Consider the following 13,024-nt stretch of genomic DNA (forward strand, 5'->3'; position numbering starts at 1 on the left):
GTCGTGCGTTAGAGGAGGTCGAGCACATAGGGCGCGAAGACGATGAGCCCGACAATCACCGAGCCCGCTGAAGCCAAAAGCACGGCCCCGGCCGCCGCGTCCTTGGCCGCGCGGGCCAACTCGTGCCATTCGGGCGAGGCGAGATCAACCGCCGACTCGATGGCGGTGTTCACCACCTCGGCCACGGACACGACGATGATGCAGAGCACGATGGCGAGCCAATCGACGCGGCTGATGCCCAAGGCGAATCCGGCTGCGACGGCGGCAAGGCCCAGAACCACCTGGATCTTCAGGTTGCGTTGGGAGCGGAAGGCGTAGGCGATGCCGGCGGCCGCGCAGCGGAAGGCGCACGCGAGCGGGAAGCGCCCCTCCCCGCAACGGCGGCTCTCCCCCGCTCTGCGCACGAGCGATCTCATCTTATCGTCGTCGGCCAACGGGCTGCCCCTCAAGCGCTCAGCGGTTCTCGGAGACAGCGGGCAGGTCGCGCTCGGTCCAGGCCGTGAGCAGCTCGCGCTCGCGGGCCTCCATGACCTCGGCCTCCTCGTCCACGATGTGATCGTAGCCGCACAGGTGCAGAAGCCCGTGCACGATGAGCAGCGACACTTCCTGCTCGAAGGAGTTGCCGAACTCGGTGCTCTGACGCGCGGCCACGTCGGGCGCGATGATGATGTCGCCCAGCTCGTAGACCGGGCAGCTCGGCCCATCGGCGGCGGTGATGTCGTCGTCGATGTTGTCGCATTCGAAGGAGAGCACGTCGGTGGGTCCTTCCATGCCGCGGAAGCGCTCGTTCAGCTCGGCCATGGCCGTATCGTCCACAAAGCTGATGGAGACCTCCGTGTTGATGGGCTTCCCCTCGCGCTCGAGCACGAACAGGGCCAGGTCGCGAATGGGAAGGGAGGCGAGATCCTCCTCGCGATGTCCGTAGGTGATGAGGATTTCCATGGGCTATCTTGCCTTTCCCGCCGCGCGCTCGTAGGCGGCCACGATGGTCGCCACCAGGGAGTGGCGCACGACGTCTTTGCCGGAAAGATCGCAGAACGCGATGTCGTCGATGCCCTCGAGGACGGAGCGCACCTGCACAAGGCCGCTCTCCCCGCGGGGCAGATCGATTTGAGAGATGTCGCCGGTGACGACGATTTTCGAGCCGAACCCCAAGCGCGTGAGCGCCATCTTCATCTGCTCGGGCGTGGTGTTCTGGGCCTCGTCCAAGATAATGAAGGCGTCATTTAACGTGCGCCCGCGCATGAAGGCGAGAGGAGCGATCTCGATGGTGCCGTTCTCGATGAGGGCATTCGTCCGCTCCTGATCGAACATGGAGTACAGCGCGTCGTAGAGCGGCCGGATGTAGGGATCCACCTTCTCGAAGAGCGTGCCCGGCAGAAAGCCGAGGTTTTCGCCGGCCTCGACGATCGGGCGCGACAGCACGATGCGGCCGACCTCCTTGCGCTTCAGGGCCGCCACCGCCATGGCCATGGCCAGGTAGGTCTTTCCCGTGCCGGCCGGCCCTATGGCGAAGGTGACCGTGTTGTCGCGGATGGCGTCGACGTAGTGCTTCTGGCCGGCGGTCTTCGGTCGGATGGCCCGGCCCCTGAAGGTGAGCAGCACATCGTCGCGCAGGGCGGCGGGGGCGAACTCCGCCTGGCGGAGCAGCTCGACGGAACGGCGCACCGAGTCGGTATCGGGGGCCTGCCCTTCCTCCACCGTTTTGAACAGGTCGGCGAACAGCGCGGTGAGCTGCTGCACCTCCACGGCGTTCCCCTCGATGACGATGCGATCGCCCCGCACGGTGAGCCGAGCGTCGAAGGACTCCTCCAGCACGTGGAGGATCTCGTCGGAGGCGCCGACGACGAGGGCCATATCCACCCCGCCGGGCGCCGTGAGCGTTGTCTGCATCAAATCAGTCATGGTAGCCATTGTACCCTATGTTGCGCGCCGTGTTGTGCGCCTGCTCCAAAACTTCTCTTGGCGTTCCCTCTCAAACAAACTTGACGCTTTGGGCGAACACCGTAGAACTTCCCAGCTATGCTTCGGTCGACGAACCCCTTCGGTTTGCATGAGATTGACGGTTATGAGCGTCTCGGGGGTGCGGATTTCGCGAAGTTGCGCACGTACTGAAGTAAGTCAAAGCACTGATCAGGCATTTCCCAAAGCTTGAGACACGACCGTGAAGCACCGCATTCCGCCGAGACGCTCATAGCCGTAAATCTCATGCAGAAACAGCGATGTCAGTTAGCAGAGAAGAGCGCAACGACATAATGCTTCACCCTCTCCCCTTGTCGCACAACAACTTCCGAAGATCCAGCAATTACCGTAAATGTACTGGCACAAGCGATCCCGCGTCTGCGCCCGCAGGGGCAGCTACCTCGTGGTAGCTTTCGGTGGTGGCTACTTCGGGGGTTTCCACGAGGGCCAGCTCGATGGTGCCGGCGCGGGAGGCGCGGTCGGCGGCGGCGAGCTCATCGGAAAGCGCACGCAAGCAGGCGGCCCGGGCGGACTTCGCCTCCGGGGGCACCTGGTCGGCGCGGGCGGCCGCGGGCGTTCCCTCGCGCTTGGAATAGGGAAACACGTGGATCTTCGAGAAGCCGACGTGGCGGACGAGCTCGCAGGTGTCCTGGAAGTCCTCATCGGTCTCGCCGGGGAAACCCACGATGATGTCGGTGGTCAGCGCGATGGAGGGGACGCTGGCGCGCAGGTAGTCGGCCAGCTGGCGGAACTCGTGAGCGTCGTAGGGGCGCGCCATCTCGCGCAGGACCCGGGAGGATCCAGACTGCAAAGGAAGGTGCAGATGGCGGCAGATGCGGCCGTCGGCCTCGGCAAGGAGCGAGACGAACTCGCCGGTCACGTCCATGGGCTCAATGGAGCCGATGCGGAAGCGACAGGGAGGCTCGTCCGGCCCGTGCAGGTCGGCCGTAGCCGCAAGCAGGCGGCGGCAAAGGTCGGCCAGATCTGCTCCACCATCGTCGTAGGAGCCCAGGTTGATGCCGGTGAGCACGATCTCGCGGACGCCGGATTCCGCGAGCGCCACGGCCTCGGCCACCACTTCGTCGGCCGGCCGACTCGTCGCGCGGCCGCGAGCCACGTGCACGATGCAGTAAGTGCAGGCGTTGTCGCAGCCGTCCTGCACTTTAACGCCGATGCGCGTGCGGCCCCCAAATGCCGCGAGATCCTTCGACTTAGCACCTGCGACGCTGCGCTCAGGATGACACGAGGAGGGGTCGTCGGCGTCGCGGCCGAGGTGACGCGGAGCATCCTGAAGCGCAGGCAGCGCTTCTTCTAGGAAGAGGGTCATCTCCGCTTTGGGGACGACGCGCACGCGGGAATCGATAGCTTGGAACCAATCGGGGTCAATGGCGGCGGCGCAACCGGTGACGATGACCTGCGCGCCCTCGTTAGCAGAGAGTGCACGACGGACGGCCTTGCGGGTCTTCTTCTCGGCTTCGCCGGTGACCGTGCAGGTGTTTACGATGATGAGGTCAGCCGCAGATTCTGCCACAGGAGCACCCCCGCGCTCGCCGAGCAGCCGCTCGAAGCCGTCGGCCTCCACGCGGTTCACTTTGCAGCCCAGATTGATGATGGAGAACTTCATGCGTTGCCCATGCCGCCCAGCTCGTAGAGCACGAGGGCCGGGGCCACGATGCCGGCTGTTTCGGTACGCAGGATGGACGGGCCCAGCGTCACGAGGCGCGCGCGGCCGTTGCAGCCGAGAAGAAGCTGCACCTCCTCCTCGGCGAGGCCCCCCTCAGGGCCCACGACCACGGCGATGCGGGCGTCGGCTGCCGGCGTGCACGTCGCGAGGAGCGCGTCCTGCACGGCCTCGCGCAGGCTCGCCGTCCCGGGCGCCTCTTCCCAGCACACGAGCACGGCCGTCGCCTGGTCGAGCATCGCGGCCGCCTCGCGCACGGAGACGGGCTCGGCGACCTCCGGCACCCGGGCCTGCCCCGATTGCATGGCCGCGCTTTTGGCGATGGCCCGCCACCGCTCCGTCTTCGCAGCCGCCTTCTTTGCGTCCAGCTTCACGATGGAGCGGGCGCAGGTAAGGGGAACGAAGGCCGCCACGCCTACCTCGGTGGCATGGCGGATGACAGTCTCCATCTTGTCGCCCTTGGCCAGGCCCTGCAGCAGAATCACCTGCGGGCCGGCCTCGCTCGCGTCTTCATGGCGCGCAATGGAAACGAGGGGCAACTCGTCCGCAAAATCGACGATCTCGCATTCGAAGTAATCCTGGTCGGCGTCGATCACCGCGATGTGCTCCCCCGTCGTCAGCCGGAGCACCCGCGCGTGCTTCGCGTCGTCGGCCTCAAGGCGCAGCGGGAACACTGCCTCCGTTTCGGCAGCGAGCACTTGGTTTTCCAGGAAGAAGCGCGGCAGCGACATGATCGGCGGCCTTATTCGAAAATGTCGCGGAGCTTCTGCAAGGGCGAACGCTTCTCCTCGTTCACGTCCTCGCCCATCTCCGCCGCCAGCTCTTCCAGAAGTTCACGCTCGCGCTTGGAGAGCTTCCTCGGCACCTCCACGGCGATATGCGCGAACAAGTCGCCACGGGCATCGCTTTTCAGGCGCGGCATGCCGAAGCTCTTCACGCGCACGATCTGGTCGTTCTGGCAGCCCTCGGGGATGGCAACCGTGACCTTCTCGTCCTCGTAGATGCCGTCGATTTCGATATCGGCGCCGAGCGCCGCCTGCACCATGGGAACCACGAGCTTGCAGTGCAGGTTGTCGCCGTCGCGCTCGAAGAACTCGTCGGGGGCGATGCGCACGGTGACGATGAGGTCGCCGGCCGGCGCACCCTGCATGCCCGCCTCGCCGAAGCCGTGGATGCGCAGCTGCTGGCCGTCGCGAATGCCCTTGGGAATCTCCACCGAGACGCGCTGGCGGTCGGGCACGCGGCCCTGACCCTCGCACTCGGGACACGGGTTGTCGATGACCGTGCCGGTGCCGTGGCAGGCGGGACAGGTGCTCGCCGATTGCATGTCGCCCAAGAAGGTGTGCTGCACGGTGACGACGCGCCCGGTGCCGTGGCACTCCTCGCAGGTCACTTCCTTGCCGTCCTCGCCCAGACCCGTGCCGTCGCAATCGGGGCACGGCGCCAGGCGGTCGTAAACGATCTCCTTCTTCTCGCCGGTCGCCGCCTCTTTCAGCGTGATGCGGATGCCCACGCCCATGTCGCGGCCGTCCTTGCGCACCTGGCGTCCGCCTGCGGCCGCGCCGCCGAAGAAGGTGGAGAAGATGTCGCCCATGCCGCCGAAGCCGCCACCGAACAGGTCCTCGAAATCGATGCCGACGCCGCCGTAGGGGCCGCCGCCGCTCGCCGCGCCGGGAATCGTGCCAAAGCGGTCGTACTGGGCCTTCTTCTGGGGGTCGGACAGCACGTCGTAGGCCTCGTTCAGCTCCTTGAACTGGTCTTCGGCATCCGGTGCCTTGTTCACGTCCGGGTGCAGCTCCCGCGCCCTGTGGCGAAATGCTTTCTTGATCTCGGCTTCGGAGGCGTCGCGGGAGACGCCGAGGATTTCGTAGAGGTCCTTAGTTGCGGCCATGATAGGTGAATCTTGCCTTTCTTCGTTCGCTCTTCTGTGTTCTTGGTAACGCGCGGCTACTCGCCGTGCAGCGCGCACTGGGCGGCGCGGACGGCGCGGATGGCGCGCTCGTAGTTCATGCGGGTGGGACCGATGACGGCGACGACGCCCTCGGACTCGCCGCGACCGTAGGGGCAGGCCACGATGGAGACGCCGGCCAGCTCCGAGGCGGGGTTCTCGTGCCCGATGCGCACCATGACCGGGCCCCCTTCCGCGGCGGCCTCGTCGAAGGTGCTCAGCAGCACGCGGTCGTCCTCCAGCACTTCTATGACCGGCAGCAGGGCCTTCGAATCGCTGAACTCCGGCTGGCGCAGAAGCGCCGAGACGCCAAGGCTGTGGGCGCGAGCGCTTTCGGACTCGCCCAAGCATTCTATGACCTCGTCGATGATGAGCTGCACGAGCGGGTCGCTGAGGGCCTCCACCGTGCCGGCGTCCATGGAGCGGCGCACGTCGCGGGCCGAGTGTCCGGCGAGCACCCGGTTCAGCAGGTTCTGGGCACTTGCCAGCTCGTCGGCGGAGACCTCGTCGGCGAAGGTGACCGTGCGGTTGACCACCTGGCCGTCCTCGGCCACCACGATGACGATGGCCTGCCAGGACGAAAGCGACACCAGCGTGATCTGGCGAATGCGGCCCGCGAGCACCGAGGGCGCCATGACAATGGACAGGCAGTTGGTGAGCCGCGCGAGGGCCGCCGAGGTGCGCTCCATGAGCGCGTCCAGCTCCGAGGCCGAGGCGCGCAGCTCGTCGACCATGGCCTGGTGTGGGCGCTCCTCCTCGGCCAATCCCGACGAGAGCAGCTCGTCGACGAAGGTGCGGTAACCGGCGTCGGTGGGCACGCGCCCGGCTGAGGTGTGCGGCTGCTGGATGAAGCCGGCGTCTTCCAGGGCAGAGAGGTCGTTGCGCACCGTGGCGGGGCTCACGCCTAGGCGGTGCCGCTCGGTCAGGGTGCGCGAACCGACGGGCAGCGCGTACTCGATGTAGTCCTCGATCAGCGCGCGCAGCACTCTCTGGCGTCGCTCCGACAGCATATCCGCTCCTCTCGCCTTCCCGTACCGTCCCGCGCGCCGGGCGCGGAACCTTCCGTTGTTGACGCCATTTTAGCAACCGCAAGGCGAGAGTGCTAATGGAAGCGCCCATCTCGACGCAAGCGACACACAAGCACAGGTGGAAGGCGGCCCTTCGGGAGCGATTCCGTAGGGGCGGTGCTTGCGCCGCCCTCCCGAGCAAGAAAGATTTTCGGCGTTGAAGAGGGGCGACCAAGGTCGCCCCCTACGAAGGTGGTGGTATGCGAAGCAGGGATGATGGGTTGGCTTACGGGGCAAGGTCGAGGAGGCGGCCGTAGAGCTCGTTGCCGCAGAGCCAGCCGGCGTCGGTGGGGCGCCAACGGCCGTCCGCGTGTTCGACGAGGCCCAGGTCGGACAGCTCGTCGAAGGCGACGAGGACCGAGCTGCTCGCCGCATCGCCGTCGATAATCGCCGCCGCCCGGGACAGGTGCTCGTCGGAGACGCCGCGGGCCATGCGCATGCCTAGCATGAGGTCCTCGGCGGCCATCTGCCGCGCGTCCAGATCGTCCACCACCTGTCCGTCCTGCACCCGCATGCGACGCTCGGCGTTCTGGGTCATGGTGACGGCCGAGCGCCCCAGCCCCAGGTAGGGCTTCCCCGTCCAGTAGGCGGTGTTGTGGCGGCTCTCGAAGCCGGGCCTCGCGTAGCTCGCCACCTCGTAGCGGTGAAAACCCGCGTCCTCGAGGATGAGTCGCGCCTCTTCCATGGCCGCTGCTTCCACGTCCTCGTCGGGCTCGGGCATCTCTCCCCGCATGATAGCGGCATCGAAGGGGGTGTGCGGCTCGATGGTCAGCGGGTACACCGACACATGGTTCGCGCCGAGCGCCACCGCCTCCCGCACGCTTTCCGCGAAGGACTCAGCGCTCTGCCCGGGAATGCCGCACATCAGATCCACCGATACGTTCTTGAAGCGCTCCTGGGCCGCGCGCACCGCCGCCCGGGCAGCCTCGGCGTCGTGGGCGCGGCCCAGGATGCGCAGCACCTCATCGTCGAAGGACTGCACCCCGATGGAAAGCCGGTTCACCCCGAGCGCCCAAATATCCCGCACCATGGGTGCCGTGAGACTTTCGGGGTTCGCCTCCATGGTGCACTCGATTTCAGGCTCAAGATGCATTGACATCGATAGCGCATAAAGGAGCATCGAAAGCCGCCCCATCCCGATATGGCTCGGCGTCCCCCCGCCCAGATACACCGTCTCGATGGCCCCGAGCTTTCCCTCCCTCGAGGCCCGGCGGATATCCATCACGAGCGATTCCACGTACTCGTCGATAATCGGCGAGTCCCGCTCCACCGCCGAAGTGGCGAAATCGCAGTACCCGCACCGTCTCACGCAGAACGGAATGTGCAGGTAGAGTGCCTTATAGGGATTGTAAGCCATGAGGGTCCTCTCTTTCCGACCGAGTAGTCCGACGCTAGGAGGCATTGCAACCGAGCGAGTTCCGCAGATGGTATCGAAGGCGCAGCGATGCGCGGAAAGACTGACCATGGCGCCTTCGATACCAGCGAGGACTGTCTGAGCGAATTGCGATGCCTCCTAGCGTTGGACGGACAACCCTGATGCGAGATGGACAGCAGGAAATCGGAGCGATATTGGTGCGAGACGGACAAATCACGAATGCTCCCGGGCAATCTCCAAAAGCTCGTCGAACACTGCATCGAAGTCGGCCAGGGTCGTGCAGTAGTTGATGCGCCCGCGGGCAGCGGCGGCGCCGGGCAGCCCCGCCATGTACCACATGGCGTGCTTGCGCATGCGCACGATATTGCGCCCCTCGCGATGGGTGAGCAGCTCCGCATGGCGACGCGCCATGGCGATACGTTCCTCAACCGTAGGCGGTGCAGGTTCCGCCTCCCCGACAAGTGCGGCCTGCACCTGGGAGAACAGCCACGGGTTGCCCTCGGCGCCCCGGGCGATCATCACCGCGTCGCAGCCGGTCTCGGCCGCCATGCGCACGGCATCGGCACCGCTGCGGATGTCGCCGTTGCCCACGACGGGCACGGACACCGCCTCGCGCACGCGCCCGATGACGCCCCAGTCGGCACTTCCCCGGTACAGCTGCTCGGCGAACCGCCCGTGCACCGTGACCCCGTCGGCTCCGGCCTCTTCCATGAGGCACGCGAAAGCGGGCGCCGTCTCGTCGCCTTCCGCCCAGCCCCGCCGGAACTTCACCGTGACCGGATGCTCCACGGCCCTCTTCACGGCCCGCACGATGGAGGCGGCCAGCGCGGGATCCTTCATGAGCGCCGAGCCGTCCCCCTTCGACACGATCTTGCGGGCGGGACATCCCATGTTGATGTCCAGATAGGCCAGTCCCTCCCCCATCTCCTGCTCGATCCAGGCGGCCTGGGAGGCCATGACGTCCGGCTCGTGGCCGAACAGCTGCACGGCCACCTGGGACTCGCCGTCGGCCAGGGCCAGCAAGTGGCGCGTCTTCTCGTTGGCGAAGGAGAGCCCCTTGGCCGAGACCATCTCCGTGAAGGCCATATCCGCCCCGGCCTCGCGGCACAAGGTGCGGAAGGCGATGTCGGACACGCCGGCCATGGGCGCGAGCAGCACCCGGTATTTCCCGAAGAGCCCTTCCACGACTAAAGAATCCCGAACAGCAAAAGCCCGATGAGCACGATGAAGCCCAGCACGAACAGAAGGCAGCCGATGCCCACGAAGGTCTTGGACGTGCCGCTCATGCCCATGCGCTCCCGCTCCTCGGCGATCTTCTTCTCGTCGAAGGGATCGTTGATCCAATCGTAGTCTTCTTTTGGTTCCCTGCTCATCGGTGCTTCTTTCGACTGCTGCGTTTAACGGTGTAGAATGAGCATAGTTTAATGGATGCGCGCCGAGGACGCGTCGAGATCACAAGAAGAGGAGACGATCGTGAAGGTACTGCTCATCAACGGGAGCCCGCGCTGGAAGGGCAACACGAGCCGGGCGCTGGAGGAGGCTGCGGCCGCCCTTCAGGCCGAGGGCGTGGAGACCGAGCTTGTCTGGATCGGCAACAAGGAAATCCGCGGGTGCATCGCCTGCGGCATTTGCGGCAAGACCGGCGAGAAGCGCTGCGTGTTCGGAGAGGACTGCTGCAACGATCTCATCGCCAAGGGCGCCGAGTGCGACGGCTTCATCGTGGGGTCGCCGGTGTACTACGCCGGCATGGCCGGATCGCTGCGGGCGCTCATGGACCGCATGTTCTACGCCGGCGGGGCGAACTTCCGCTTCAAGCCCGCCGCCGGCATCGCCGTGGCGCGGCGGGCCGGGGCCATCGAGGCGGCCGACCAGATCAACAAGTACTTCCAGATCAACTGCCAGCCCCTCGTCTCCAGCTCCTACTGGAACCTCGCCTACGGACGCACCCCCGGCGAGGCGGAAGGCGACGGCGAGGGCTTGCACACCATGCGCGTGCTGGGCCGTAACATGGCCTGGATGCTCAAGTGCATCGAGGCCGGCCGCGCCGCGGGCATTAATGCGCCGGAGATGGAGCCCAAAGTCATGACCAACGTGGTACGCGAGGATCTGCTGGGCGAATAGCCCTCTTGCACCGCACGCAACCCGTAGAGGGGCGACCTTGGTCGCCCCTCATCAAGTGAGGTACTCATACGTGAAGAGGGCTGACCAAGGTCAGCCCCTACGGAGAATATCCCGGCAGAGAGGCAGCTCCTACTCGTCCACCTTCAGGATCGCCATGAAGGCCTCTTGGGGCACCTCCACGTTGCCGATGGCCTTCATGCGCTTCTTGCCGGCCTTCTGCTTCTCCAGAAGCTTGCGTTTGCGGGTGATATCGCCGCCGTAGCACTTGGCGAGCACGTCCTTGCGCTTGGCCTTCACGGTCTGGCGCGCGAGCACCCGGCCACCGATGGCCGCCTGGATGGGCACCTCGAACATCTGGCGCGGGATGATCTCCTTCAGCTTGTCGCAGAGCACGCGCCCGCGGTCGTAGGCCTTGTCCTTGTGCACGATGAACGACAGCGCGTCGATGGGCTTGCCCGAAAGCAGGATGTCCAGCTTCACGAGCTGCGAGGGCTTGTAGCCGTCCATCTCGTAGTCGAGGGACGCGTAGCCCTTCGTGTTCGACTTCAGCTTGTCGAAGAAGTCCAGGATGAGCTCGGACAGAGGGATCTCCCAGAGCATTTCGACGGTGGTCTGAGAGAGGTAGTTCATGGTGACGAAGTTGCCGCGCCGGCCCACGGCCAGATCCATCACGGCGCCCACGTAGTCGGGCGGGATGAGGATCTTCGCCTTCAGGTAGGGCTCTTCCACGTGATCGATGGAGCCGGGATCGGGCATCTCCTGGGGCGAGTGCAAAGACACCATCTCGCCGCCCTTGAGGTACACGTGGTACTCCACCGAGGGCGCCGTGGCCAGAAGATCCAGCCCGAACTCGCGCTCGAGCCGCTCCTTGATGACCTCCATGTGCAGAAGGCCCAGGAAGCCCACGCGGAAGCCGAAGCCGAGGGCATGGGAGGTCTCGGGCTCCCACACGAGCGCCGGGTCGTTCAGCGACAGCTTCTCCAGCGCCTCCTTCAAGGGCTCGTACTGGTCGCCGTCGATGGGAAACAGGCCCGTGAACACCATGGGCTTCGCCTCGCGGTAGCCGGGAAGCGGATCGTTCACGCCGCCGTCGGCCACGGTGATCGTGTCGCCCACCTTCACCTGGCTCACATCCTTGAGGCCCGTGACGAGATAGCCCACCTCGCCCACGTAGAGCGCCTCCTCGGGCACTTCCTGGGGGTGCCGAGCGCCCACCTCTTCTACGAGCGTCTCCGTGCCCGTGGCCATCATGCGGATCTTGTCGCCCTTCTTGATGCGACCGTCGACCACGCGGATGAGGGCCACCACGCCGCGGTAGGCGTCGAAGTAGCTGTCGAAGATGAGGGCGCGCAAGGGGGCCGCGCCGTCGCCCTCGGGGGCCGGGATGTTGTAGACCACGGCTTCAAGAAGATCGTGGACACCCTCGCCGGTCTTGCCCGAGGCGAGCACCGCGTCGTCGGCGGGAATGGCCAGGCCGTCCTCGATCTCGGCCTTCACGCGCTCGGGCTCTGCGGCCGGCAGGTCGATCTTGTTGATGAGCGGGATGATCTCCAAATCGGCGTTCATGGCGAGCATCGCGTTGGCCACGGTCTGCGCCTCCACGCCCTGGGTGGCGTCCACCACGAGCACGGCTCCGTCGCAGGCGGCCAGGCTGCGGGAGACCTCGTAGGTGAAGTCCACGTGGCCCGGCGTGTCGATGAGGTTCAGCTGGTAGGTCTCGCCGTCGTCGGCGGTGTAGCTCACGCGCACGGCCTGGCTCTTGATGGTGATGCCGCGCTCGCGCTCGATGTCCATGGAGTCGAGCAGCTGGGCCTGCATGTCGCGCTTGGCCACCGTGCCCGTGAGCTCCAGGATGCGGTCCGAGAGCGTCGACTTGCCGTGGTCGATGTGCGCGATGATCGAGAAGTTGCGGATATGGGAAAGCTCGTGGGTCATAATGTCTTTCTTATCGGCGGCGGTCTTACCGGGCGAGCGGGCCCGCGAGGCCCCTCTCCCCTCCCAATGTGTGCGTCTCGCGAAGATTCGGGGCCGCAAGACCACTTTCTTCGCCGCGCTCACGGGAATCTTTGGTATTCTACCGCATTGTGTATCCAGCGATACGTGCACGCGGTGATTCCACCGCCAAATCTGCAGACGTGGCTGCGCTTTAAGATTACGGTTGCTGGCGGCTTTCCGAGGCATTCGGCCTCGGGGCTGAGGAAGCGGAGAAATCCCGCCGCTTTCCGATCCGCACGATGGCCCGCAGCGGGGTATACCGCCGCGCGTTCGTGTCGTTGGATACCACCGAAGATGGGAAACGACCGAATCAGAAAGGGCTAGCATTCATGGCTAACATCAAGTCCCAGAAGAAGCGCATCATCACCAACGAGAAGCGCCGCATGCGCAACCGCGCCGTCAAGAGCGAGCTGAAGACCGCCGTCCGTCACGTCAAGGACGCCGTGGCCGAGGGCAACGGCAAGGACGCCTACGCCTTCGCCTGCGAGGCCTGCCGCCTGATGGACAAGGCCGCCTCCAAGGGCGTCATCCACAAGAACCAGGCCGCCAACCGCAAGAGCGGCATCATGCGCCTGGCCAACACCGTGGTGACCGCCGAGGATATCGCCGCCTACGAGAAGCCGGCGCCGAAGCCGCAGAAGACCGGCTCCAAGAAGGCCGAGGCCAAGGCCGCCCGCAAGGCCGCCATGGCCGCCGCTTCCGAGGAGAAGGCGAAGCGCCGCGAGAAGCAGCTGAAGGAGGAGAAGAAGGCCGCCGAGCGCAAGGCCAAGGAGGCCGAGGAGGCCGCCAAGGCCGAGGCTGAGGCCGCTGCCGCCGAGGCTGAGGAGGCTTCGGCCGAGGAGGCCGCCGAGTAGCCTGCGCGATTTGCCGCGATT

At 65.8% G+C, this 13,024-nt stretch carries 13 protein-coding genes; 2 read left to right on the forward strand and 11 right to left on the reverse strand.

The features are described from left to right. Positions 1 to 8: 8 nt before the first annotated feature. The 10 genes from AEQU_RS05475 to AEQU_RS05520 all read right to left on the reverse strand — a co-directional run bounded on the left by AEQU_RS05475 (position 9) and on the right by AEQU_RS05520 (position 9,406). Complete coding sequence (locus tag AEQU_RS05475; protein WP_022739933.1) at positions 9 to 434, reverse strand: diacylglycerol kinase family protein; 426 nt, start codon at positions 432 to 434, stop codon at positions 9 to 11. A gap of 19 nt (positions 435 to 453) precedes the next feature. Beyond that, entirely contained in the window at positions 454 to 942 is a 489-nt protein-coding gene (ybeY, locus tag AEQU_RS05480) for an rRNA maturation RNase YbeY (RefSeq protein ID WP_022739934.1), read from the reverse strand. A gap of 3 nt (positions 943 to 945) precedes the next feature. Continuing rightward, a complete protein-coding gene (locus AEQU_RS05485; RefSeq protein ID WP_041715130.1) occupies positions 946 to 1,905 on the reverse strand; it encodes a PhoH family protein in 960 nt (319 codons plus the stop codon). 400 nt (positions 1,906 to 2,305) lie between these two features. Beyond that, positions 2,306 to 3,586 carry a tRNA (N(6)-L-threonylcarbamoyladenosine(37)-C(2))-methylthiotransferase MtaB gene (mtaB, locus tag AEQU_RS05490; RefSeq protein ID WP_022739936.1) on the reverse strand — a complete coding sequence of 427 codons (1,281 nt, stop codon included), beginning with the start codon at positions 3,584 to 3,586 and terminating at the stop codon, positions 2,306 to 2,308. After that, positions 3,583 to 4,374 (reverse strand): RsmE family RNA methyltransferase, encoded by a 792-nt coding sequence (locus AEQU_RS05495; RefSeq protein WP_022739937.1) that lies wholly within the window; start codon positions 4,372 to 4,374, stop codon positions 3,583 to 3,585. Before AEQU_RS05495 ends, mtaB begins: the two co-directional genes overlap by 4 nt. An 11-nt stretch (positions 4,375 to 4,385) precedes the next feature. Further along, on the reverse strand, positions 4,386 to 5,534 hold the full coding sequence (dnaJ, locus tag AEQU_RS05500; protein WP_022739938.1) for a molecular chaperone DnaJ: 1,149 nt from the start codon (positions 5,532 to 5,534) through the stop codon (positions 4,386 to 4,388). Positions 5,535 to 5,590: 56 nt separating this feature from the next. After that, the gene (gene hrcA, locus AEQU_RS05505) at positions 5,591 to 6,601 is read right to left on the reverse strand and encodes a heat-inducible transcriptional repressor HrcA (protein ID WP_022739939.1); all 1,011 of its coding nucleotides are present in this window, start codon (positions 6,599 to 6,601) and stop codon (positions 5,591 to 5,593) included. A 283-nt stretch (positions 6,602 to 6,884) separates the two neighbouring features. Continuing rightward, positions 6,885 to 8,015 carry a radical SAM family heme chaperone HemW gene (gene hemW, locus AEQU_RS05510; RefSeq protein ID WP_022739940.1) on the reverse strand — a complete coding sequence of 377 codons (1,131 nt, stop codon included), beginning with the start codon at positions 8,013 to 8,015 and terminating at the stop codon, positions 6,885 to 6,887. Between the two features lie 231 nt (positions 8,016 to 8,246). Beyond that, positions 8,247 to 9,218, reverse strand: a complete 972-nt coding sequence (gene dusB, locus AEQU_RS05515; RefSeq protein ID WP_022739941.1) for a tRNA dihydrouridine synthase DusB — start codon at positions 9,216 to 9,218, stop codon at positions 8,247 to 8,249. A 2-nt stretch (positions 9,219 to 9,220) separates the two neighbouring features. Continuing rightward, positions 9,221 to 9,406, reverse strand: a complete 186-nt coding sequence (locus AEQU_RS05520; RefSeq protein WP_022739942.1) for a hypothetical protein — start codon at positions 9,404 to 9,406, stop codon at positions 9,221 to 9,223. Between the two features lie 100 nt (positions 9,407 to 9,506). Between AEQU_RS05520 and AEQU_RS05525 the strand changes: the two genes are divergently transcribed. Continuing rightward, on the forward strand, positions 9,507 to 10,154 hold the full coding sequence (locus AEQU_RS05525) for a flavodoxin family protein (RefSeq protein WP_041714509.1): 648 nt from the start codon (positions 9,507 to 9,509) through the stop codon (positions 10,152 to 10,154). 129 nt (positions 10,155 to 10,283) lie between these two features. On the opposite strand, the gene lepA is transcribed toward AEQU_RS05525, so the two are convergent. Continuing rightward, positions 10,284 to 12,089, reverse strand: coding sequence for a translation elongation factor 4 (gene lepA / locus AEQU_RS05530; RefSeq protein ID WP_022739944.1), 1,806 nt, complete (start codon positions 12,087 to 12,089; stop codon positions 10,284 to 10,286). A gap of 389 nt (positions 12,090 to 12,478) precedes the next feature. On the opposite strand from lepA, the gene rpsT reads away from it, so the two are divergent. Then, complete coding sequence (rpsT, locus tag AEQU_RS05535; protein ID WP_022739946.1) at positions 12,479 to 13,003, forward strand: 30S ribosomal protein S20; 525 nt, start codon at positions 12,479 to 12,481, stop codon at positions 13,001 to 13,003. Positions 13,004 to 13,024 lie beyond the last annotated feature (21 nt).

Origin of the sequence: Adlercreutzia equolifaciens DSM 19450 (assembly GCF_000478885.1) — a bacterium.
GTDB lineage: Bacteria > Actinomycetota > Coriobacteriia > Coriobacteriales > Eggerthellaceae > Adlercreutzia > Adlercreutzia equolifaciens.

Excerpts from the sequence above, each read along its gene's own strand:
- AEQU_RS05520 (WP_022739942.1), bottom strand. The coding sequence starts at position 9,406 with ATGAGCAGGGAACCAAAAGAAGACTACGATTGGATCAACGATCCCTTC.
- AEQU_RS05495 (WP_022739937.1), bottom strand. The coding sequence starts at position 4,374 with ATGTCGCTGCCGCGCTTCTTCCTGGAAAACCAAGTGCTCGCTGCCGAA.
- lepA (WP_022739944.1), bottom strand. The coding sequence starts at position 12,089 with ATGACCCACGAGCTTTCCCATATCCGCAACTTCTCGATCATCGCGCAC.
- rpsT (WP_022739946.1), top strand. The coding sequence starts at position 12,479 with ATGGCTAACATCAAGTCCCAGAAGAAGCGCATCATCACCAACGAGAAG.
- mtaB (WP_022739936.1), bottom strand. The coding sequence starts at position 3,586 with ATGAAGTTCTCCATCATCAATCTGGGCTGCAAAGTGAACCGCGTGGAG.
- hrcA (WP_022739939.1), bottom strand. The coding sequence starts at position 6,601 with ATGCTGTCGGAGCGACGCCAGAGAGTGCTGCGCGCGCTGATCGAGGAC.
- hemW (WP_022739940.1), bottom strand. The coding sequence starts at position 8,015 with ATGGCTTACAATCCCTATAAGGCACTCTACCTGCACATTCCGTTCTGC.
- AEQU_RS05485 (WP_041715130.1), bottom strand. The coding sequence starts at position 1,905 with ATGACTGATTTGATGCAGACAACGCTCACGGCGCCCGGCGGGGTGGAT.
- dnaJ (WP_022739938.1), bottom strand. The coding sequence starts at position 5,534 with ATGGCCGCAACTAAGGACCTCTACGAAATCCTCGGCGTCTCCCGCGAC.
- ybeY (WP_022739934.1), bottom strand. The coding sequence starts at position 942 with ATGGAAATCCTCATCACCTACGGACATCGCGAGGAGGATCTCGCCTCC.